The following is a 21,757-nucleotide window of genomic DNA, read 5'->3' on the forward strand; positions in this document are numbered from 1 at the left end:
GGAAAGGAGGGCGCAATGGGTGCGTCCCGTGACCTTCCCTCCGCCGGTGCTAACCGGTTCAGGTTCGACGGGTTCGCCAAAGGCATCTCAGCCGGATCACCGGCACCCCGAGGTTATGGGCCAGATATATTGCACGGGGCGCGTTCTCAGACAAGGTGTCGCGGGCGCGCCCCCCGTGCCGCGGTGTCAGTGCGGGCGGGCGTATTCGGCCAGCTCTGCCTCGGCGGCGGGGTCGATGCCCAGATCGTCATCGGCGGTGCCGGCAAGCGGGTTCTCGTATGTCGCCATATCCAGCTGCCCCTCGGTCTTGGCCACGATTGTGGTGACCACAGCATCACCTGTGATGTTCACCGCAGTGCGGATCATATCCATCAGGCGGTCGACGCCCAAGATCAGCGCGATGCCCTCGATCGGCAGGCCGACCTGACCCAGCACCATGGTCAGCATCACCAGACCCACACCCGGCACACCGGCGGTGCCGATGGAGGCCAGAACGGCCATGGCGATCACCGTCAGATAGCCGCCGAGCCCCAGATCGATACCATAGACATTGGCAAGGAACACCGTGGCCACCCCCTGCATGATTGCGGTGCCGTCCATGTTGATGGTGGCGCCGAAGGGGATGCAGAAGGAGGCGACCGAGTTCTTGGCGCCCATGCGTTCCGTCACGCAGCGCAGCGTCACGGGGATGGTGGCATTGGAGGAGGCGGTCGAGAAGGCGAAGATCTGCGCGGGGCGGATCTTCTTCATGAAGGTGATGGGATTAAGCCCCGAGAAGACCTTGAGGATGATCATCAGCGTGACAAACAGATGCAGGAACAGCGCCCCCGTCAGGGTCAACACATAGGTCAGCACCGGCAGGAACAGGTCGATCCCCTGTTCGGCGAAGGTTTTGGTGATCAGGCAGAAGACGCCGATGGGGGCGAAGGCCATGACGATGGAGACGATCTTCATCATCACCTCGTTCATATATTCACAACCCGCGACGAAGGCCTTGGATTTCTCGCCCAGCATGAGGACGGCCACGCCAAGGATGATCGTATAGAAGATGATCTGCAGCATCTCGCCGCTGGCGAAGGCCTGCACCGGATTGGTCGGCACGATCCCTGCGAATACATCCCAGACCGAGGGGGCTTCCTTGGCGGTGACGCCCGACGTGTCCACGCCCTCCATGGTGAACCCGGTGCCCGGTCCCACGAGTTTGGCGATGAGGATCGCGATGGCGATCGCGATGGCGGTGGTCATGATATAGAGCCCGAAACTCTTGCCCCCCACGCGGCCCAGCACGCGGATATCGCCGATCCCCGTGACCCCGCAGATCAGCGAGAAGAACACCAGAGGCACGACAAGCATCTTCAGCGCATTGACGAACATCTTGCCGATCATCGCCAGAAGGCCGCCGGTAATATAGGTCGAGATAAAATCCGAGCCGATCTGGTTGAAAATCACACCCAATACGATGCCCGCTCCCATAGCGGTCATAATCTGTGTCGTCAGCGACATGCGTTTGCTGGCCATGCGCCTGATCTCCCTGTTGTGATGGGTCCAGTGTGGCGCGCGGCTCCCGTTCCGCGAGCGCCGAGTGACCCGTGAGCCTGCCTATCATGCGGGGTAACGCACAGATTGTCTAGAGGGGAAGCAGTTGCTACATCGGTGCCAGCCTTTTATGCAGGCTGGAATCGGGCTTTGATGCCCCCAAACCGGATCTGGCGCGTAATCAGGGAGCTGCCCCATGTCGTATAATACTTTCGGACATCTGTTCCGCGTCACCACTTGGGGCGAGAGCCACGGTCCCGCGCTCGGGGCCACCGTCGATGGCTGCCCCCCGGGCATCGAGATTTCGGAAGAGTTCATTCAGGTCTTTCTCGACCGTCGCCGTCCGGGGCAGTCGAAAGAGACCACCCAGCGCAAGGAAGCCGATGCCGTGCGCATCCTTTCGGGCGTTTTCGAGGGGAAAACCACCGGCACACCGATCCAGCTGATGATCGAGAATACCGACCAGCGCTCCAAAGACTATGGCGAGATCGCGCGCCAGTTCCGTCCCGGTCACGCCGATCTGGCCTATTTCCAGAAATACGGCATCCGTGATTACCGCGGCGGCGGACGTTCTTCGGCGCGCGAGACGGCGGCACGGGTCGCGGCAGGCGGTGTGGCGCAGGCCGTGCTGCGCCAGCTGGTGCCCGAGCTGAAGATCACGGGATACATGGTGCAGATGGGGGTGAAGCACATCAACCGCGCCCGTTTCGACGAGAGCCAGATCCTGAAGAATCCCTTCTTCATCCCCGATGCGGATGTGGTCGATGAATGGGCGGATTACCTGCAGGCGATCCGCAAGCAGCATTCCTCGGTCGGTGCCAAGATCGAGGTTACGGCCACGGGCGTGCCTGCAGGGCTCGGCGCGCCGATCTATGCCAAGATGGATACCGATCTGGCAGCGGCGATGATGTCGATCAACGCCGTGAAGGGCGTCGAGATCGGCGAGGGCATGGACGCGGCCAATCTGACCGGTATCGAGAATGCCGACGAGATCGTGATGGGCGAGAACGGGCCGGAATATCTGACCAACCATGCGGGCGGCATCCTTGGCGGGATCACCACCGGACAGCCGGTTATCGTGCGCTTCTCGGTCAAGCCGACCTCGTCGATCCTGACACCGCGCCAGTCTATCAACCTTGATGGCGAGGCCGTGGAAGTGGTGACCAAAGGCCGCCATGACCCCTGCGTGGGCATCCGCGCGGTGCCGGTGGCCGAGGCGATGGCCGCGTGCGTCATTCTCGACCATCTGCTGATGGATCGCGGTCAGACCGGTGGCCTGCGCGGTCGGATCGGCCGCTAGCATTTGCCCGGGATGCGGGCGCCTCGGTTCGCGCGAACCGAGGCTTTAGGTGCTGCAGAGCATGCTGTTTCGGGTGGCCGACTGACCGGATGTGCCACAGAAGAAGGCGGTTATCCGCAAGCAGGGCGAATCTGCATGCGATTCGTGTCTGTCTTGCGGATGTGCACGGAAAGTAACCTTGCACATGGATCCCCTTTCCCCTCTAAACCGTTCTGTCTATATTGACGGAAAAAGGGTGTCCCATGTCGAATTCCTGTAAAGCGCCAGCTAAGGACGCATGTATCCGCCGCGGACGCAAGTTCGATCAGGTGCTGGAAGGCGCGCGCAAGGTGTTCCTGCGCGACGGGTTCGAGGGGGCTTCGGTCGATGACATCGCGCGCGAGGCGGGCGTCTCCAAGGCGACGCTTTATAGTTACGTGTCGGACAAACGGCTGCTCTTTCTTGTGTTTGCCCAGCAGGAATGCGCGATGCAGGCACAAGCCTCCATGTCTCCTGTAGAGGCGATGGATGCGCCGATCCGCGATGTCCTGACCAGTGCAGCGGAGGAGTTGACCGCCTATATGTTTTCCGATTTCGGCCGCGATATCTTCCGCGTCTGCGTTGCCGAGGCGGACCGTTTCCCCGAGGTCGGGCGGCGGTTTTATGAAACCGGTCATGTCGTCGTGTGCGAAAAGCTGGCGGGGCTGATGCGCCGCGGGGTCGAGCGGGGCGAGCTGGCGATAGAGGATTTCGACTTTGCAGCAGAGCAGTTTCTGGAACTGTGCAAAGCCAATCTCCATGCCAAGATCGTATTCGGCTGCCCCGAGGCGATCTCGGAAGCAGGCCGGCAGCGCACGATCAAAGAGGCGGTCGAGATGTTTCTCGCCCGCTACGGCACCGCTTGCCGGTGCCGCGAGACGTAATCAGGCGCGATCGCGCACCTGCAGGCTGTTGCCCTCGCCCTTTTTCACCTCGAAGCGCCCCGTCTGGCGCAGGAGATCCGACAGCTTTGCCGCGCCATAGGTGCGGGTATCGAAATCGGGATTGGCCTGCATGATGAACTGGCCGATCTGGCCTAGCGAATACCACTCCTCTTCCAGCCCGATCCGTTTCATGGCGGCAGCCACCAGCGGAATGGCCTCCTTGGCACCCGGTTTCTCGGGACGGGCAGGGCGCGGCGCGGCCTCGGCCTGCGGGTCTGCGGGTTGTTCCGGCTCGGGCGTGGTCTCGCCCAGATTCTCCACATAGATGAAGCGTTTGCAGGCATTGCGGAAGGCTTCGGGCGTCTTTTTCTCGCCGATGCCGAACACATCGAGCCCCTGTTCGCGGATCCGCTGTGCAAGGCGGGTGAAATCGCTATCGGACGAGACCAGCACAAAGCCATCGAACCGTCCCGAATGCAGGAAATCCATCGCCGCGATCACCAGCGCGATATCGGAGGCGTTCTTGCCCTTGGTATTGGCGAATTGCTGGTCGGCCACGAGGCCCAGCGTATTGGCCTTCTTGGCCCAGCCGCCCAGACGCTGGGCGGACCAGTCGCCATAGATACGGCGGACGCTGGCCTCACCCAGCCCCGAGATCTCCTCGAAGATCGCCTCGGCATGGGTGGCGGGCATGTTATCGGCGTCGATCAGGACACACAGGCGGGCGGTTCGTTGGTTCTCGGGCATGGCATCCTCTTTTGACCTACCCTATCGCATCCGTGCCAAAAGGAAAATGCGCGCCCCGAGGGACGCGCATCTTTATTCTTCCGGTATATGCTCGCGGTAATCATCCTCGCGGAAACGGTCCTTGTAAGGCGCCCAGAGCCGTTTATTGGCAAGATAGAGCAGGATCGTCAGAAGCGAGAGGATCAGCACCGCCACAAAACCCCATCGCTTGCGGTCCACCAGCTTGGGTTCTGCCGCCCACATCAGGAAGGCCGACACATCGCGGGCCATCTGGTCCACGGTCGCAGGCGTGCCATCCTCGTAGTCGATCATATCCGCCATCAGCGGCGGCGGCATCTGTAGCGCACCGGTCGGGAAGATATGGTTCTCGTAGAGGACATTGCCCGCGGTTTCGCTTTCCTCGCCGGTATAGCCTGTCAGGAGCGAGTAGATATATTCCGGCCCGCCCATACCTTGCACCAGCTGCGCGATCCCCGTGCCGTAAGGCCCGTGGAAGCCTGCGCGCGATTTGGCCATCAGCGACAGATCGGGTGCACCGGCAGATGTATTGGCTGGGAAGTGGTCGGTCTCCTTGCCCGGGCGGTCTTCGCCCGTTTCGGCATCGGTGACCGTCATCTCGGCTGCATAAGCGCGGACCCAATCGGGGTCCATGCCCAGCCCGTCCTTATCCGACAGCGTCCGCAGCGCCACATATTTCAGCCCGTGACAGGCCGAGCAGACCTCGCGATAGACCTGAAAGCCGCGGCGTAGCTGTTGCTGGTCATAGGTGCCGAAAGGGCCCTCGAAGCTGAAGGGGATATCGGTGACATGGCCGCCTTCATTGGCATGGGCCGCAAAGCCCAGCCCGAGAGCGGCAATGGCAGAGATCAGAAGGGTTTTCATATTACAGGCCCCTTTCCGCGGCGTCGGGGCCGTAATGGGCGTTGAAATCATCCTCGATGGTGGCGGGCAGGGGCTTCGTTTTTTCGATACGGCCCAGCACCGGCAGGATCACGAGGAAATAGGCAAACCAGTAGGTGGCACCGATGAGCGAGATATAGGGGTAGATGCCGCTGGTAGGCATCGCGCCAACCCAGGTGAGCACCACAAAGTCGATCGCCAAGAGCCAGAACCAGAACTTGAAGGCCGGACGGAACATGCCCGAGCGGGTCTTCGAGGTATCAAGCCACGGTGCCAGCACCATTACGATGATCGAGCCGAACATCGCGATCACACCGAAGAATTTGGCATCGATGAAGCCGAAGGTGATCTTGTTGACGAGGATCACCACCCAGACATCTGCCGTAAAGGCGCGCAGGATCGCGTAGAAGGGCAGGAAATACCATTCGGGCACGATATGGGCGGGCGTGGCCAGCGGGTTCGCCTCGATATAGTTGTCGGGATGGCCCAGATAGTTGGGCATGAAGGCCACGACGGCGAAGAAGATCAGCAGCACCAGCGCCAGCGCGAAGAGGTCCTTCATCACGAAATAGGGCCAGAAGGGCAGGGTGTCTTTCTGCGCCTCTTCCTTGGAGGTCCGGCGGACCTCGACACCGGTGGGGTTGTTATTGCCCGTGGTATGGAAGGCCCAGATATGCAGCGCGACCAGCGCCGCAATCACGAAGGGCAGAAGGTAATGCAGCGAGAAGAAGCGATTGAGCGTGGCGTTATCGACCGCAGGTCCGCCCAGAAGCCATTCCTGAATGGACGGCCCGATGCCGGGGATCGCGCCAAACAGGCCAGTGATCACCGTGGCACCCCAGAAGGACATCTGCCCCCAAGGCAGCACATAGCCCATGAAGGCCGTGCCCATCATGCACAGATAGATGATCATGCCGATGATCCAAGTCACCTCGCGGGGTGCTTTATACGACCCGTAATAAAGGCCGCGGAAGATATGGAGATAGACCGCAAAGAAGAAGAGCGAGGCGCCATTGGCATGCAGGTAGCGGATGAAATAGCCGCCATTCACATCGCGCATGATGTGCTCGACAGAGGCGAAAGCGAGGCTGACATGGGGCGTATAATGCATGGCCAGCACGATGCCGGTCACGATCTGCAAGACCAGACAGAAGGCCAGAACGATGCCCCAGATCCACCACCAGTTCAGGTTTTTCGGGGTGGGGATCATGATGGTGTCATAGACGAGGCCGATCACCGGAAGGCGCGAATGCATCCATTTGCCGAACCCCGTCTTGGGGGTGTAGCGATCATGGGGAATGCCGGACATAGGTTCCTCCCTCAGCCCAGTTGAATGGTGGTATCATCGGTGAATTTCGCCACCGGAATGTCGAGATTGCGCGGGGCAGGGCCTTTGCGGATGCGGCCTGCGGTGTCGTAATGCGAGCCGTGGCAGGGGCAGTACCAGCCGCCGAAATCGCCCGAGGCATTGCCGATCGGCACGCAGCCCAAGTGGGTGCATACACCCATCATCACCAGCCACTCGCCTGCCTCGTCCAGAGTGCGGTTCTGGTCGTCGGCATCGGCACCGGGCTTGTTGGCGTTCTCGGCGGAGGTGTCGATCAGATCGCTCATGGGCACGGCGCGGCCCGCCTCGATCTCGGCGGCGGTGCGGCGGCGGATGAAGACGGGCTTGCCCCGCCATTTCACGGTAATCTGCGTGCCCTGCTCGACGCCCGAGATATCGACGAAGATCGACGAGAGCGCCTGAACATCGGCCGAAGGGTTCATCTGGTTGATCAGAGGCCAAGCGGCCGCCCCTGCGGCGACGGCGCCGGTGCTTGCGGTTGCAAAATAAAGGAAGTCCCTACGGGTGCCTTTGTGATCGTCTGAGTGGGACACGCGTTCCTCTCCCTTGCCTAGACTGTGCCGTGCCTGTCTTTTGCCCGCCCTGCCGTCCGACCGAAAGGCCAAAGACTTCTGCCGCGCGGGAGACGCGGCCTCGGGCCTCTGCCTTCGGGCGGGATGCAGGCCAGCGGCCTGACAGACCGATGCCCTTTTACGGGAACATAAAGTTCCGCCTCTAGCATCCGATACACAGGCAAGGCTTTGCCCTGCCTTGATTTAGGTCAAGACAATGTGAAGAGGTCTCAATCGGGGCTGAGCATATAGCCCAGACCCCGCACCGTCTGCAGATAGCGCGGCTCCTTGGGGTCGCGCTCCAGCTTGCGGCGCAGGCGGGTGATCTGGACATCGATGGCGCGGTCGCCCGCTGCCTCGTCGGAGGCGGGCCGGTCGCGGGCCAGTTCCTCGATCAGATCGGTGCGCGAGACTACATCGCCCGGACGGGCGGCAAAGATCTTCATCAGGGCCATCTCGGTCGCGGTCAGACGGACGATCTCCTCGCCATCCCACAACTCCCCCCGGTCCTGATCATAGCGCAGATCGCCCAGATGCAGGAATTTCGGCCCCGAGACGGTCTCGGCGGGCACACGGCGCAGGATCGCATTGATTCTGAGCAGCAGCTCGCGCGGCTCGAACGGCTTGGCCAGATAGTCATCGGCCCCCGCCTCGAGCCCCTCGATCCGGTCGCGGGTCTCGCCACGCGCGGTCAGCAGCAGGATCGGGGTGCGCAGCGTCTTGTGCAGGTCCATGGTCAGGCTGATCCCGTCCTCGCCGGGCATCATGACATCGAGCACGATCAGGTTGAATTCGAGCCCTTCCAGCAGGCGGCGCGCATGGGCGGCATCGCGGGCGGTAGTAACGATAAAACCGTTACGCATCAGGAATTTGCGCAAGAGCGAGCGGATACGCTCATCATCATCGACGATCAGCAGATGGGGCGCTGCGGGATCATAGGCCATCAGCTGTTGTCTTTCATCGTCTGGTATTGCTCTTGCAGCTCGCGGTCCATCATCGCCTCCAGCACCTGACGGAAGCCCGCCACTGCCTGCGGCCCCGCCTGACGGTAGGCCGCACGCATCCGCGCACGCTGCGCATCCGAGATCTCGCGCTCCAGCGCAAGGCCGGTATTGGTCAGATACAGATGGCGCTCGCGCTTGTCCTTGCGGCCCACGCGGTTGTCGACCAGCCCATCCTCGATCAGGGTGCGCAGAACGCGGTTGAGCGACTGTTTCGTCACCCCCAAAACCGACAGCAGCGCCGTCACCGTGAGCCCTGGCTGACGGTTGATGAAATGCAGCGCGCGGTGATGGGCACGACCATAGCCATGCTTGTCGAGAATCCGGTCGGGGTCGGATGTGAAGGCCCGATAGGCGAAAAACATCGCCTCGATCCCTTTGCGCAATTGCTCGTCGGTCAGAAACAGAAGGGTCTCGCCGCCCTGTGATCCGATTTCCGCCATGTCTCACCTCATTTTTTACCGAGTTTACGTCAACGATGTTGACTTTCCAAGGATGGATTGGTAGCGGATCGGCATGTTTTGCGTAATTTTGTGATTTTATGGATCACAATATCGCAACTAATGAAAAGTAAGCTAGGACAGGAGGTTGAAATGGCCGGTGCTTATGATGATCGCGATGGAAAGATCTGGATGGATGGCCAGCTGGTCGACTGGCGCGATGCCAAGGTCCATATCCTGAGCCATGCCATGCATTACGCCTCCTCCGTCTTCGAGGGCGAGCGCTGCTATAATGGCAAGATCTTCAAATGCCGCGCGCATTCGGAGCGTCTGATCGAGTCGGGCCGCCTGATCGATATGGAGATCCCCTATACGCCGGAAGAGCTCGATGCCGCGAAATATGCGGTGCTCGAGGCCAATGGCTGGTCGGATGCCTATGTGCGGGCGGTGGCCTTCCGCGGCGCGGGGCTGGATATGGGCGTATCGGCTGCGCGCAATCCGGTGCAGGTGGCGGTGATCGCATGGGAATGGGGCAGCTATTACGGCGATGCCAAATGGGAGGGCGCCAAGCTCGATATCGCGAAATGGGCGCGTCCCGACCCGCGCACCATTCCGGTGCAGGCCAAGGCCTCGGGTCTTTATATGATCTGCACCATGTCCAAACATGCCGCCGAAGCCAAGGGGTGCTCGGATGCGCTGTTCCTTGACTGGCGCGGCAATGTGGCTGAGGCCACCGGCGCCAATATCTTCTTCGTCAAGGATGGCGAGATCCACACGCCGCTGGCGGATTGCTTCCTGAACGGGCTGACCCGCCAGACCATCATCGTCTTGGCGCGCGAGAAGGGGATCACCGTGCATGAGCGCCGGATCAACCCGCTGGAACTGCCCTCGTTCGACGAGTGCTTCCTGACCGGCACGGCCGCCGAGGTGACCCCCGTGGCCCAGATCGGCGAGACCACCTTCACGGTGGGGCCGGTCGCACGGGCGCTCTCGGATGCCTATGAGACGCTGGTGCGCAGCTGATCGACACTCCCGCAATTGAAAAAAAGGCGCATCCTCCCCGATGCGCCTTTTATCTTTGCGTCAACCCGTCTTTGCGTCACACAGTGCCGAGCCCGTGATGGGCGATCCGCATGAAATGCATCACCCGTTGCTGTGCGTTGGATTTGCGCGGGCGCTGCAGAAGGGCGCGGGTATTGCGCGCCATCTGCCCGTCAAGATCGAGCTTCAGGAACCGGCGGCAGCGGCTGTTGTCGGTGCGTGTCGGGATATGGTCCAGAACATGTTTGGTCATAGCAGGGTCCTCCTTCCCCGCCGTGACCATAGCACGAAAAAGGTCCGCATCGGAATTAATTTTCCCGAAGGTTGATCGGCGGGAAACCATGATCGCAAAGAACGCTCAGCCCTGTGGGGTCTGGGCCTTGCGCTGGCGGTCGCGCTGCAGGCCCAGCTGGCGCTCGCGCCAGATGATCAGGATGCCCGCAAAGATGATCACAGCCGCCCCGATCAGTGTCATGCTGGTGGGGATCTCGGAGAAGAAGACGAAGCCGATGATAAGCGCGAAGATCATCGAGGCGTAATCGAAGGGCGCGACGATAGAGGCCGGCGCGAAACGGTAGGCCGAAGTCAGCAGGATCTGTCCCACGCCACCCAGAAGCCCCGCAAGGATCAGGAAGCTGGTGTCGCGCAGGCTTGGCAGGACCCAGCCGAAGGGAATGGTGACCAGCGACAGCACGGTCGAGGTGATGGTGAACCAGAAGACGATGGCCGAGGTCCGCTCGGTCGCCACGATCTTGCGGATGAAGACCTGTGCCAGAGCCGCGCAAAGCGCGCCGGTCAGCGCCATCATCGCCCCGAAGGCCTGTGCATCCGAGGTGTCGCCCAGATCGCCCAGATTGGGGTAGAGCACAATCAGCACACCTGCCAGACCGATGGCCACGGTGGTCAGACGGAACACCCTTACCTCCTCGCCCAGAAACATCGAGGCAAGGATGACCACCAGAAGGGGTGTGGCATAGGTAATCGCGGTCAGCTCGGGCAGGGGCAGGAGACCGAGGGCCGCGAAGTTCAGTGCCATCGCTGCCGTGCCCGCGATCCCGCGCCAGAAATGGCCCAAGGGACTGGCGACCTGAAAGCCCACCCGCAGCTGACCGCGCATGGCCAGCCAGACCACGATCACCGGAATGGCGAAGAAGGACCGGAAGAACACCGTCTCGCCCGCAGGGACCGTATCGGCCGTGGCCTTGATCAGCGAGGACATCACGATAAACGCCAGCACGGAGACGGTCTTCAGGACGATACCTGTCAGGGGAGAAAGCTGGGCGTCGGAACTGTCGGGCATGGGCGCGGTCCTTGGAATACTAAGCTTGGCTATCACGCTTTCTTCAGCTGTTCCAAGGCCCAATGCGCTGCATCGCTGACAGTTTCATCCGCATCCTGCGTAAGCTCCTGCACCTGCCCGATAAAGTCGCGCCTGCCGGAATTGCCCATCGCGTAAAGCACATTGCGCACCATCCGGTTGCGCCCGATGCGCTTGATGGGCGAGCCGGAAAACCGCTCGCGGAAGGCTGTGTCATCGAGGGCTGCCAGATCGGCCAGATCGGGCGCGCGGTGGGGGCCGTGATAGCGCATCTCGCGCGCCTCGGCGGCAAACTTGTTCCATGGACAGGCGGCCAGACAGTCATCGCAACCATAGATCCTATTGCCCATCATGGCGCGCAGATCATGGGGCACGGGGCCCTTATGCTCGATCGTCAGATAGGAGATGCAGCGGCGCGCATCGAGGCGGTAGGGTGCGGGGAAGGCATTGGTGGGGCAGGCATCCAGACAGGCGCGGCACGAGCCGCAATGGCCGGTATCGGGCGCATCGGGCGTCAAGGGGATCGTCGTGAAGATCGCCCCCAGAAAGAACCACGATCCCAGATCGCGCCCCAGAAGGTTGGTATGTTTGCCCTGCCAGCCGAGCCCTGCCGCCTGTGCCAAGGGCTTTTCCATCACGGGGGCGGTATCGACAAACACCTTGATCTGCGGATCATCGCCCAGCGTTGCTGCCTCGTCCATCAGCCAGCGGCCCACGCGTTTGAGCCGCTTTTTCACCAGATCATGGTAATCCTTGCCCTGCGCATAGACCGAGATCCCGCCCTGTTCGGGGTGGTTCAGCACCTCCATCGGGTCATGGTCCGGCGTATAGGTCTCGGCCAGCATGATGACCGATCGCGCCTCGGGCCAGAGCGTATCGGGCGCGCCGCGCCAGTTCATGCGCTCTTCCATCCAGCCCATATCGCCGTGATAGCCCGCCTCGACAAAGGCGCGCAGGCGCTCCATCGCCTCGGGGATCGCATCGGGGCGGGTGATGCCCATCTTGGAGAACCCTTCGGCCAGCGCCTGTGCGTTCAGGCGCTCCTTCAGCCGGGCATAGGGATCAGAAGTCAAGCTCGGCATACTGCGGGCTGGGCCGCATCCCCGGAAGCTGGTCGGCCAGAAGCGAGCGGAAGGCGGGGCGCGATTTGATCTTGGCGTACCAGTCCTTCACATTGCGCGAGCGGTTCCAGTCCACATCCGAGATGTAATCGAGGCAGCTCAGATGCGCGGCGGCAGTGAAATCGGCCAGAGACATCATATCGCCCGCAAGCCAGCGGCGCTCGTTGAGGAGCCAGTCCATGTAATCGATATGGTATTTGATCGCGGCCAGGCCCCCCTTGACCGTGCGGCTGTCGGGATAGCCCTCCTTGCGCACCTTCTTCCAGACGCGCTCGTTCATGATGGGGCCGGAGACCTCCGCGTTGAACTTGTCATCGAACCAGCTGCACAGGCGGCGCACCTCGTAGCGGCCCATCGCATCTTGCGGAAGCAGGCGCGGCTCGGGGGCGATCTCGTCGAGGAACTCGCAGATGGCCTGGCTTTCGGTCATCAGCATGCCCTCATAGCGCAGGATCGGCACTTTTCCGGCAGGGTTACGGCGCATCAGATCGTTGGATTTCTCCCAATACCGCTCTTCGACCAGCTCGACTTCCATCCGCTTTTCCGCAAGCGTCAGGCGCACTTTACGGCAATAGGGCGACAGCGTCATATGGTAGAGCCGGTTCATCTTCACCTCTTCTGGCGGTTGGGGGCAGATCCGGTGATACGCGGGAATGCGGGACTGTTCAATCCTTGCCTGATTCGCGGCGTTTTTTCGGTTTTTTCGGATTGGGGGCGGGGATCGCCTCATGGGCCGTGCGGATCAGCCCCATCAGCCAGTCCCCGTCCTCCCACAGATCGGGGTCGATCCGGTAATAGCCCTGCGCGCCTTTCACAGGGCTGTCCTTGACGGGATCGTGGCCCGTGCCCTCGATATAGGCGCCGATTTCGGGCAGGGGGCGCAGGAACAGCGCGTCATTGATCAGGAAGGCCACGCATTTGACATCCGTATAGACGCCATAGCCGCCAAACATCCGCTTCGTATGGACGCGGCCCTCGAGCTGTTCGCGCAGGAACAGCTCGATATCGGGAGAGACGGGCATCTAGAACTTGCGGCGGGCTTTCAGCGCCGCGCCGATGGTGCCGTCATCGAGATAATCCAGCTCGCCGCCAATCGGCACGCCCTGCGCCAGCGTGCTGACATTGATCTCGCGCGCCTCCAGCGCCTCGGCGATATAATGGGCGGTGGTCTGGCCCTCGATCGTGGCATTGAGCGCCAGGATCACCTCGGTCACGTTCTCCGCGCTGATCCGGTCGAGAAGTTTGGGGATGCCCAGCTCGTCGGGGCCTACGCTATCGAGCGCCGAGAGCGTGCCGCCCAGCACATGGTAGCGCCCCTTGAAAGCCTGACCGCGCTCCATGGCCCAGAGATCGGCCACGCTTTCCACGACGCAGATCTCGCCGGTGGCGCGGCGCGGATCGGTGCAGATCTCGCAGATCTCGCCCGTTCCGATATTGCCACAGATGGTGCATTCGCGGGCATGCGCCGCCACCTCGCCCATTGCCCGCGACAGAGGCGCCATCAGCCCCTCGCGCCGCGTGAGCATGTGCAGCACGGCGCGCCGCGCGGATCGCGGCCCGAGCCCCGGCAGGCGGGACATCAGCGCAATCAGCGCCTCGATTTCGTCGCGGGGCCCGGCCATCAGGTCAGATCGGCAGGTTCATATCGGCCGGAAGACCCATATCCTGCAGCATCTTTTTCTGCTCTTCCTGCGCGCGGACCTTGGCACGCGATTGCGCATCCTTGATCGCTGCCATGATCAGGTCCTCGACCACCTCTTTCTCGGAGGCCACGAGGATCGAAGGGTCGATATCGAGGCCAAGAAGATCGCCCGAAACGGCGGCGCGCACCTTCACGAGGCCCATGCCGGCTTCACCGGTGACCTCGATCTTCTGCATCTCTTCCTGCAGGCCCTGCACGCGTTCCTGCATTTCCTTGGCCTGTTTCATCATCTTGGCCATGTCGCCAAGACCGCCCAGGCCGCCCATACCTTTGAACATCGGGGTTCTCCTTTCTCAGTGATCCTCGAAGGGATCCCATTCATCTTCGACTTCGTGCAGGACGGTATCCTGCATCTCTTGCGCGATCTCCTCCGAAGAGGTGATCTTCTCGAATTTCACGCCCTCGAATGTGGCAAAGATCGCCTGCACCAGAGGGTTGTCCATCGCGGCTTTCTCGGCGATGCGCCGGTCGGCATCGCGCATCTCGGCAATGGTCTCGGCGCCACCCTCGTTGACAACCGACACGCCCCAGCGTTGTCCCGTCCAGTTCTGGAGGCGTTGCGCCAGATGGGCGGCCAGCGATGTCGGCGCGCGTTCTGCGGGCTGGAATTCGATGAGGCCCGGGCGATAGCGCACGAGGCGCAACCCGTTTTCCACATCCATCAGCAGCGTCATGTCCCGCATCCGGCGGATCAGGTCGACGACCTTCTCGAATGTGTCGAACCGTGCCAGCGCTTCCTCGGCAGAGGGCTGGCTCGCCACCGCCAGATTGCCTGCCGCAACGATGGGCTGACCAAAGCGTGCCCGCATCGTGGTGGCATAAGGATGGATCGCCATCACCTGACCATTGCCGGACATGGTCGGCCCATGCACCGGCCCGCCCGAGGGCGCAGCGCCACCCATGCCACCAGAAGGAGCGCCACCCGCAGGGGCACCTCCGCCCGCGCCACCACCACCCGTGGGGGGCTTTACCCCCGGCCCGTCCTGAATACGGCGCAATAGCGCCTCGGGGTCGGGGAGGTCGGCCACATGGGTCACACGGATCACCGCCATCTCGGCGGCCATCATCGCGTTGGGGGCCGAGGAGACCTCCTCGATGGCCTTCAAGAGCATCTGCCAGAGCCGCGTCAGCACCCGCATCGGGATCTTCTCGGCCATGCCCATGCCACGATCCCGCTCGTCGGGGGGGATGGTCGGGTCTTCGGCAGCATCGGGCGTGATCTTGATGACCGAGACCCAATGGGTGATCTCGGCCAGATCGCGCAGGATCGCCATCGGATCGGCGCCATCGGCATATTGCCCCGCGATCTCGGTCAACGCGCCTGCGGCATCGCCCTTGAGGATCATGTCGAACAGATCAAGCACGCGGCCACGGTCGGCCAGACCCAGCATCGCACGGACCTGATCGGCGGTGGTCTCGCCCGCGCCATGCGAGATGGCCTGATCCATCAGCGACATCGCATCGCGCGCCGAGCCTTCGGCGGCGCGGGCAATCAGCGCCAGCGCATCGGCGTTGATCTGGGCATTTTCCTTGGCGGCCACCTTGGTGAGATAGTCGATCATCACCTCCGGCTCGATCCGGCGCAGGTCGAACCGCTGGCAGCGCGACAGAACCGTCACCGGAACCTTGCGGATCTCGGTGGTGGCAAAGATGAATTTCACATGGGCAGGCGGCTCTTCCAGCGTCTTCAACAAGGCGTTGAAGGCGTTGGTCGAGAGCATGTGCACTTCGTCGATGATATAGACTTTGTAGCGGGCCGAGGCCGCGCGGTAATGCACGCTCTCGATGATCTCGCGGATATCATCGACCCCGGTGCGCGAGGCCGCGTCCATCTCCATCACATCGACATGGCGGCCTTCCGCGATGGCGCGGCAATGCTCGCATACCCCGCAAGGTTCGGTGGTGGGGCCACCCTTGCCATCGGCGCCGATACAGTTGAGACCCTTGGCGATGATCCGCGCGGTGGTGGTTTTGCCCACACCGCGGATGCCCGTCATGACAAAGGCATGCGCGATCCGGTCCGCCGCAAAGGCATTCTTGAGGGTGCGCACCATCGCCTCCTGACCGATCAGATCGGCAAAGGTGGCGGGGCGGTATTTACGGGCCAGAACCTGATAGCCGCCTTTTTCGGGGGCGTCGGTTCCCATCGCGTCTGTCATGACCTCTCCTTTGGTTGGCGCCAATCTAGGGATTGGGCCGCCTGCGGGCAAGGTGCGATCACTCGCCTGTTGGGAATGACGCGGCTCACTCGCGGGCAAGCGCCACCACCGGATCGAGCCGCGAGGCCGAGCGGGCGGGCAGGTAGCCGAACACGATCCCGATCAGCGTGGCCGAGGTGAAGGCGGCCGCAATGGTCACTCCCGAATAGACGAGCCGCGTGCTGGGCGAGACAATGGTGATGACCTCACCGATGCCGAAGGCCAAAGCGACCCCAAGCGCCCCGCCCAATATGCAGACCATCACCGCTTCGATCAGGAATTGCGCCGTGATGTCGGACCGTCGCGCCCCCACAGCCTTGCGGATGCCGATCTCCTTCGTGCGCTCGGTCACCGAGACCAGCATGATGTTCATCACGCCGATGCCGCCCACGATGAGCGAGATCACGGCAATCGCCGAGATCAGATAGGTTAGCGTTTGCGAGGTGGACTGGATCGTTTCACGAATCGTGTCGGAATTGCGCAGGAAGAAATCGACCGTGCCGTGGCGCTGTTCCAGCAGGTTGTTGATTGCGGTTTCGGCCTGATCCATATCGGCGCCATCCTTCACCTGCACGGTGATCGAATCGACCGTATCGGCGCCGGTCACCCGCACCATCATCGTGGTATAGGGGGTGAAGATCTTGATCGATTGCGGCCCGAAACTCGCGCCCGAACTTTCGACCACCCCGATCACCTCGAGGGGGATACGTCCGATCAGCACGCGCTGGCCGATGGGGTTGTCGGTGCCGAAGAAGGTCTCGGCGGCATCCGCATCCAGCACCGCGACCTGGGTGCGGTTGGTGACGTCGCTTTCGTCAAAGACTGCGCCCTTGGTCACCGTATAGGCGCCCAGGTCGAAATAACCCGCCGTCACCCCGTTGACCGAGGCCGAGGCGGTGACATTGCCGTGGATCACATTGGCGGTCTCGGACACTTCGGGCGAGACGCTTTGCGCAACATCGAGGCTTTCGAGCGCGGTTGCGTCCGACCCCACCAGCGTTTCCACCCGGTTGGCGCGCCTGTCGCCGAAGCCCGTGCCCGGACGGATCGAGATGGTGGAGGTGCCGATGGAGGCGATGTTTTCCAGCACCTTCTGTTGCGAGCCATTCCCCAGCGCCACCACGGACACCACGGAGGTGATGCCGATGATGATCCCGAGCATGGTCAGGAAGGACCGCAGCTTATGGGCGGCGATGGACTTCATCGCCATGCGAGCGGCCTCGCGCAACCGGTCCAGCCAGACGCCGAAGCCCCCCGCGCCCTCGGAAGGGGGCGTGATCCGTGCGCCGGTCTGATGCGGCACCTTGCGGGTGTCGTCGATGATGCGCCCGTCGCGGATCTCGATCACGCGTTCGGTCTGGGCGGCGATCTCGGGGTCATGGGTGACGATGATGACCGTATGGCCCTCGGCATGAAGCTCCTGCAAGAGGGCCATCAGCTCTTTGCCGGACTGGCTGTCAAGCGCACCGGTGGGCTCATCTGCCAGAATCACCTCGCCGCCATTCATCAGCGCGCGGGCCACAGACACCCGCTGCTGTTGTCCGCCCGAAAGCGCACCGGGCCGGTTGCCAAGGCGCTCGCCCAAGCCTAGCCGCGTCAGCAGGTCCTGCGCACGCTTGCGGCGCGCGCCCCGCGACATGCCACGGTAAACGGCGGGGATCTCGGCGTTTTCCACCGCATCGAGTTCGGGCATCAGCTGGTAGCGCTGGAAGATGAAGCCGAAATGCGCACGGCGCAGCTCGGCCAGATCCTCGTCAGCCATCCGGCCCACCTCGGCACCGTCAAAGAGATAGCTGCCCTCATTCGGACGGTCGAGACAGCCGAGAATGTTCATCAGCGTCGATTTGCCCGAGCCCGATTGCCCGATGATAGAGACCATCTCACCCGCTTCGATCTTCAGATCGACGCCATGCAGGACGGTCACTTCCTGATCGCCCGCAGCAAAGCTACGGCGGATATTGTTCAGTTCGATCAATGCCATGAGACGCCCCTTACATGCCCATCATCGGCGGTGGACCACCCCGACCACCACGGTCGCTGCTGGCCGAAGGGGGCGGGCCGGAAGGCGCTTGCATGGCCACGACCTTATCGCCTTCGGACAGCCCGTCGGTGATGGCAGCGGTGGTCTGATCCTCGAGCCCCACGGTGATCTCGCGCATGGCCGGTTTGCCGTCAGCGCCCATCACCTGCACGCGGTATTTCCCGTCCGGCCCTTTGGGCGGCAGCGACGAGACGGGGAGCGTCAGCGCGTTATCGGCCTCATCGATGATGATCGTCACATTGGCCGACATGCCGATCCTGAGCAGGCCATCGGGATTGTCCACGGTGAACAGCGCATCGTAATAGATCGCGCTATCGGTATCGATCTCGTCATCATCCTCGATGGAAGACGGCGCGGGCTCGACCTTGTCGAGCGTCGCCTCATAGGTCTGGTCCGGATCGCCCAGAAGCGAGAACTCGACCTTCTGGCCCGCTTTGACATTGATCACATCCGCTTCGGAGATCTCGGCCTTGATCTGCATCTTGTCGAGCTTGGCGAGTTTGACGATGGTCGGCGCATCCTGCGAGGCGTTCACGGTGGTGCCCTCGCCATTGACCACGGCCACAACGGTGCCGTCGATGGGTGCGGTGATCTTGGTGCGGTCGAGATCCAGCTCGGCCGAGGAGACCTCGATCACGGCGCGGGCGCGCTGTGCCTGAAGCGAGACAAGCCCCGCCTTGGCCATCTCGAGCGTGGCCTGAGCTGATTCCAGATCGGACGTGGCCGAGAGCTTTTGCGAATTCAGCCCGGACTGGCGGGTTACATCCAGTTGCGCGACCTTGATCTCGGCCTGTTTCGAGGTGATCTCGGCGTCGATCTGGTCCAGATCGGCCTTGGCCTGTGCGACGGCATTCTGCTGTTCGAGGCTGTCGATCTGCGCGATCAGATCGCCTTCCTTGACCTCGTCGCCGACTGATACGGCCAGTGTCTCGATCTGGCCCGAGGTCCGCGCGCCGACCGACACCAGATCATCGGCCTCGATCAGGCCGGTCGCCAGCACGGTCTTACGCACATCACCGCGGCTGACGGCCACAGTCTGGGGCGCGGCTTCCTCGGCGGCATTGCTGCGTGAATGGAACCACGCCAGAAGGCCCGCCGCAATCACGATAACGGCCAGCACTGAAGCGACTTTCACGCGTGTCGATTTCAATTTTTGCGTCATAGGCCCGTCCATCACTCCATGCGTCTTTCACGTTCAACGCCGTATGGGGCAAAATCTGTCTGATGAAATCGTGCATTCACGCAAATATCAGCTGATCCAAGACCATATGGCTTTGGGGACGGTGTGGCGGATGCACCTGAAGACAAGCTGAAGCGGGGAAGAAAAGGTGAGAGACTGGACAGCGACCCAAGCGGGGCTCGTTGCGGCTGCTTCCTTCCGGACCTGACCGGGTTGGCGAGGCGCTCGCCCGCGCCAGCCTCTCGAGGGGGCATATAGAAAATCCGCGTCGCTTTCGCAAGTCTTGTTTTCGATGCTGCTTCAGACGGCGCTCGCGTGCGCGTGATCGGTTCCCTTGGAACAGGGGACGGGGGCGGTGGCGTTGGCCTTCCAACAGCAGTTACTCAGGAGGAATTTCAAATGGATCTACAGATCAGGGGACGCCGTGCGCTTATTACCGGAGCCTCGGGCGGCATGGGCCGCGAGACCGCCAAGATTCTGGCCGAGGAAATGGTCGATCTGGTGCTGACCGATCTCGATCAGGAGAAGCTCGATGCCGTGGCCGAGCCGCTGGGCGCGAAAGCCGTGGCGGGCGATCTCTCGACGCCCGAAGGTGTCGAGGAATTCATTGGCAAGGTCGGGACCGATTTCGATATCTGGGTTCATGCCACAGGGGTGACGGGGGCCAAAGGTGATCCGCTGCAGATGGCGGAAGAGGACTGGAAAGAAGCGATCGATATCGATTTTCTCTCGGCTGTCCGTCTGGCCCGCCATCTGGGCCCTGCAATGATCAGGGGCGGCTGGGGCCGGATGGTCTTTGTGACCTCGGAAAACGTGGCCCAGCCCTATGCCGATGAAACGGTTTACAACTGTGCGAAATCGGCGCTGCTGAGTTTCTCGAAATCCATCGCGCTTGCGCATTCCTCCAAAGGGCTGATGGCCAATTGCGTGGCGCCTGCCTTCATCGAGACGCCGATGACTGACGGGATGATGGAGAAACGCTCGAAGGAGCTTGGCGTGTCGAAAGACGAGGCGATCCAGAGTTTCCTGAAGGAAGAACGTCCCTTCCTGAAACTGGGGCGTCGCGGCAAGGCCGAAGAGGTGGCCCCCGTGATCGCCATGCTCTGCTCGGAACGCGCAAGCTTTGTGACCGGCGCAAACTGGCGCGTGGATGGTGGCTCGGTGGGCTCCATCGAGGTCTGATGACCCTTGCCACATCCTCTCCGGTCTGGATTGATGCGTTCAGTTCAGGCCGGAGTTTTTTATGCTTATCGACAATATTCTCCCCGATTTCCATTTTCAGGAAACCCATTCGATCCTGATAGATGCGCCTGCCTCCCGTATCATGGCCGAGGCGTTGGTCTATAAGCCCGAAGATGACGCGTTCTTCCGCGGGGCGATCGCGCTCAGGGAAGCGCCGATACGCGGCTGGGCACGGTTGCGGGGGAGGACCCATGACCGCCCCGCCTTCACTCTGGACAATTTCACGCCACTCGCCCGCAACTCGCAAGAGGCCGTGTTCGGCATGGTCGGGCGATTCTGGCAGGCAGGCTACGGGCAGGACCCCTTGGCGGATCTGCAGGCCTTCGAGACCTATGACCAAGCGGGCTCCGTCAAACTTGCACTGCACTACCATATCGGAGGTGAGGGCAAAGCCTGCCTGACGACGCGAACGCGCATCTATTGTCTGGATGAGGCGGCTCGGGCGAATTTCGCGCGCTACTGGATGGTCATCCGGCCTGTCAGCGGGCTGATCCGGCGGCGGGTGCTCAAGACGATCAAAAGGCGCACATTGGGAACGTAATGTAGATAGTGTTTCTATTTAAAGACCATTTTATTGGCAAAGGACGGAGCGCATATTGGCTTCATCGAAAGGGCCAGCACAAACGGTCCGCAACTTACCGGCCCCGAGCCTCAGGCCTCCTGCCTGAACGCCGCGCCGGGGATGGAGACAAGACAATGGCACATATCGCTTTCAATACCGCAGCCCATGATGCCCCTGCAGCCGACCGTAACCTTGCCCCTTGGGGAATCTTCGGCCTGCGCCTGACGACGGGTGCGCTGTTTGTGACCCACGGGCTGATCAAATATTTCGTTTTCACCCCTGCGGGCACCGCCGGGTATTTCCAGAGCCTCGGTCTGCCGGGCTGGGTTGGTCTGCTGACCATGGCGGCCGAGTTCTTCGGTGGTCTGGCCCTGATCTTTGGTGTGCTGCCGCGCATCGTCTCGGCGCTCTTCGTGCCGGTGCTGCTGGGGGCGGCGATTGCCGCGCATATCCCTAACGGTTTCACCTTCTCGAATGCTGGTGGCGGCTGGGAATATCCGGTGATGTGGGCCGCCGTGATGGGCATGATGGCTCTGCTGGGTGACGGTGCCGCCGCCATCTTCCCGACGCGCCGTCTGTTCCGCCGCTGAATTCTTGGATTGAAGCTTGCGGGGAGCGCATTCCCCG

General features: G+C 62.1%; 23 protein-coding genes, 1 other RNA gene and 1 riboswitch. Of the genes, 6 read left to right on the forward strand and 18 right to left on the reverse strand.

From position 1 onward, the window contains the following. Positions 1-18: 18 nt before the first annotated feature. A riboswitch (TPP riboswitch) is annotated at positions 19-120 on the reverse strand. Positions 121-186: 66 nt separating this feature from the next. Further along, on the reverse strand, positions 187-1,518 hold the full coding sequence (locus WDB91_RS05910) for a dicarboxylate/amino acid:cation symporter (RefSeq protein ID WP_339114209.1): 1,332 nt from the start codon (positions 1,516-1,518) through the stop codon (positions 187-189). A gap of 214 nt (positions 1,519-1,732) precedes the next feature. Between WDB91_RS05910 and aroC the strand changes: the two genes are divergently transcribed. Then, the gene (gene aroC / locus WDB91_RS05915) at positions 1,733-2,836 is read left to right on the forward strand and encodes a chorismate synthase (protein WP_339114210.1); all 1,104 of its coding nucleotides are present in this window, start codon (positions 1,733-1,735) and stop codon (positions 2,834-2,836) included. Positions 2,837-3,078: 242 nt separating this feature from the next. Beyond that, positions 3,079-3,738, forward strand: a complete 660-nt coding sequence (locus tag WDB91_RS05920) for a TetR/AcrR family transcriptional regulator (RefSeq protein ID WP_339114211.1) — start codon at positions 3,079-3,081, stop codon at positions 3,736-3,738. Here WDB91_RS05920 and WDB91_RS05925 read toward each other — a convergent pair whose 3' ends face one another. The 6 genes from WDB91_RS05925 to WDB91_RS05950 all read right to left on the reverse strand — a co-directional run bounded on the left by WDB91_RS05925 (position 3,739) and on the right by WDB91_RS05950 (position 8,728). Further along, positions 3,739-4,485, reverse strand: coding sequence for an NYN domain-containing protein (locus tag WDB91_RS05925; RefSeq protein ID WP_339114212.1), 747 nt, complete (start codon positions 4,483-4,485; stop codon positions 3,739-3,741). It abuts the gene before it with no gap. A gap of 72 nt (positions 4,486-4,557) precedes the next feature. Then, the gene (locus tag WDB91_RS05930; RefSeq protein WP_339114213.1) at positions 4,558-5,367 is read right to left on the reverse strand and encodes a cytochrome c1; all 810 of its coding nucleotides are present in this window, start codon (positions 5,365-5,367) and stop codon (positions 4,558-4,560) included. A 1-nt stretch (position 5,368) separates the two neighbouring features. Beyond that, entirely contained in the window at positions 5,369-6,694 is a 1,326-nt protein-coding gene (gene petB, locus WDB91_RS05935) for a cytochrome b (RefSeq protein WP_339114214.1), read from the reverse strand. Positions 6,695-6,705: 11 nt separating this feature from the next. After that, on the reverse strand, positions 6,706-7,266 hold the full coding sequence (gene petA, locus WDB91_RS05940) for a ubiquinol-cytochrome c reductase iron-sulfur subunit (RefSeq protein WP_339114215.1): 561 nt from the start codon (positions 7,264-7,266) through the stop codon (positions 6,706-6,708). 248 nt (positions 7,267-7,514) lie between these two features. Continuing rightward, positions 7,515-8,228 carry a response regulator gene (locus tag WDB91_RS05945; protein WP_339114216.1) on the reverse strand — a complete coding sequence of 238 codons (714 nt, stop codon included), beginning with the start codon at positions 8,226-8,228 and terminating at the stop codon, positions 7,515-7,517. Next, entirely contained in the window at positions 8,228-8,728 is a 501-nt protein-coding gene (locus tag WDB91_RS05950; RefSeq protein ID WP_339114217.1) for a MarR family transcriptional regulator, read from the reverse strand. Before WDB91_RS05950 ends, WDB91_RS05945 begins: the two co-directional genes overlap by 1 nt. Before the next feature lie 150 nt (positions 8,729-8,878). Here WDB91_RS05950 and WDB91_RS05955 point away from each other — a divergent pair, with 150 nt between their 5' ends. Continuing rightward, positions 8,879-9,748 (forward strand): branched-chain amino acid aminotransferase, encoded by an 870-nt coding sequence (locus tag WDB91_RS05955; protein ID WP_339114218.1) that lies wholly within the window; start codon positions 8,879-8,881, stop codon positions 9,746-9,748. A gap of 76 nt (positions 9,749-9,824) precedes the next feature. Here WDB91_RS05955 and WDB91_RS05960 read toward each other — a convergent pair whose 3' ends face one another. From WDB91_RS05960 to ffs, 11 genes are all read right to left on the reverse strand, one after another. After that, positions 9,825-10,019: a hypothetical protein gene (locus tag WDB91_RS05960; RefSeq protein ID WP_339114219.1), complete on the reverse strand. Its 195-nt coding sequence runs from the start codon at positions 10,017-10,019 to the stop codon at positions 9,825-9,827. A gap of 105 nt (positions 10,020-10,124) precedes the next feature. Then, on the reverse strand, positions 10,125-11,066 hold the full coding sequence (locus WDB91_RS05965) for a DMT family transporter (protein WP_339114220.1): 942 nt from the start codon (positions 11,064-11,066) through the stop codon (positions 10,125-10,127). A 32-nt stretch (positions 11,067-11,098) separates the two neighbouring features. Next, positions 11,099-12,166 (reverse strand): tRNA epoxyqueuosine(34) reductase QueG, encoded by a 1,068-nt coding sequence (gene queG / locus WDB91_RS05970; RefSeq protein WP_339114221.1) that lies wholly within the window; start codon positions 12,164-12,166, stop codon positions 11,099-11,101. Beyond that, positions 12,147-12,812 carry a glutathione S-transferase family protein gene (locus WDB91_RS05975; RefSeq protein WP_339114222.1) on the reverse strand — a complete coding sequence of 222 codons (666 nt, stop codon included), beginning with the start codon at positions 12,810-12,812 and terminating at the stop codon, positions 12,147-12,149. The genes queG and WDB91_RS05975 overlap by 20 nt, the downstream gene beginning before the upstream one ends. A 58-nt stretch (positions 12,813-12,870) precedes the next feature. Beyond that, a complete protein-coding gene (locus tag WDB91_RS05980; RefSeq protein WP_339114223.1) occupies positions 12,871-13,227 on the reverse strand; it encodes a TfoX/Sxy family protein in 357 nt (118 codons plus the stop codon). Then, positions 13,228-13,827: a recombination mediator RecR gene (gene recR / locus WDB91_RS05985; RefSeq protein ID WP_339114224.1), complete on the reverse strand. Its 600-nt coding sequence runs from the start codon at positions 13,825-13,827 to the stop codon at positions 13,228-13,230. Positions 13,828-13,831: 4 nt separating this feature from the next. Then, positions 13,832-14,185 (reverse strand): YbaB/EbfC family nucleoid-associated protein, encoded by a 354-nt coding sequence (locus WDB91_RS05990; RefSeq protein WP_339114225.1) that lies wholly within the window; start codon positions 14,183-14,185, stop codon positions 13,832-13,834. A 15-nt stretch (positions 14,186-14,200) separates the two neighbouring features. Next, complete coding sequence (locus tag WDB91_RS05995) at positions 14,201-16,066, reverse strand: DNA polymerase III subunit gamma/tau (protein WP_339114226.1); 1,866 nt, start codon at positions 16,064-16,066, stop codon at positions 14,201-14,203. Between the two features lie 85 nt (positions 16,067-16,151). Continuing rightward, entirely contained in the window at positions 16,152-18,086 is a 1,935-nt protein-coding gene (locus WDB91_RS06000; RefSeq protein ID WP_339114227.1) for a MacB family efflux pump subunit, read from the reverse strand. A gap of 10 nt (positions 18,087-18,096) precedes the next feature. Continuing rightward, a complete protein-coding gene (locus WDB91_RS06005; RefSeq protein WP_339114228.1) occupies positions 18,097-19,308 on the reverse strand; it encodes an efflux RND transporter periplasmic adaptor subunit in 1,212 nt (403 codons plus the stop codon). A gap of 164 nt (positions 19,309-19,472) precedes the next feature. Beyond that, positions 19,473-19,571, reverse strand: an RNA gene (gene ffs / locus WDB91_RS06010) — signal recognition particle sRNA small type. Positions 19,572-19,725: 154 nt separating this feature from the next. Here ffs and WDB91_RS06015 point away from each other — a divergent pair. The 3 genes from WDB91_RS06015 (at position 19,726) to WDB91_RS06025 (ending at position 21,720) form a co-directional block, all read left to right on the forward strand. After that, entirely contained in the window at positions 19,726-20,508 is a 783-nt protein-coding gene (locus tag WDB91_RS06015) for an SDR family oxidoreductase (protein ID WP_339114229.1), read from the forward strand. Between the two features lie 61 nt (positions 20,509-20,569). After that, positions 20,570-21,109, forward strand: a complete 540-nt coding sequence (locus WDB91_RS06020) for a hypothetical protein (RefSeq protein WP_339114230.1) — start codon at positions 20,570-20,572, stop codon at positions 21,107-21,109. Positions 21,110-21,264: 155 nt separating this feature from the next. Beyond that, positions 21,265-21,720, forward strand: coding sequence for a DoxX family protein (locus WDB91_RS06025; protein ID WP_339114231.1), 456 nt, complete (start codon positions 21,265-21,267; stop codon positions 21,718-21,720). Positions 21,721-21,757: the final 37 nt, after the last annotated feature.

The organism is Thioclava sp. GXIMD2076, from assembly GCF_037949795.1.
In the GTDB taxonomy this organism is placed as follows: Bacteria; Pseudomonadota; Alphaproteobacteria; order Rhodobacterales; family Rhodobacteraceae; genus Thioclava; species Thioclava kandeliae.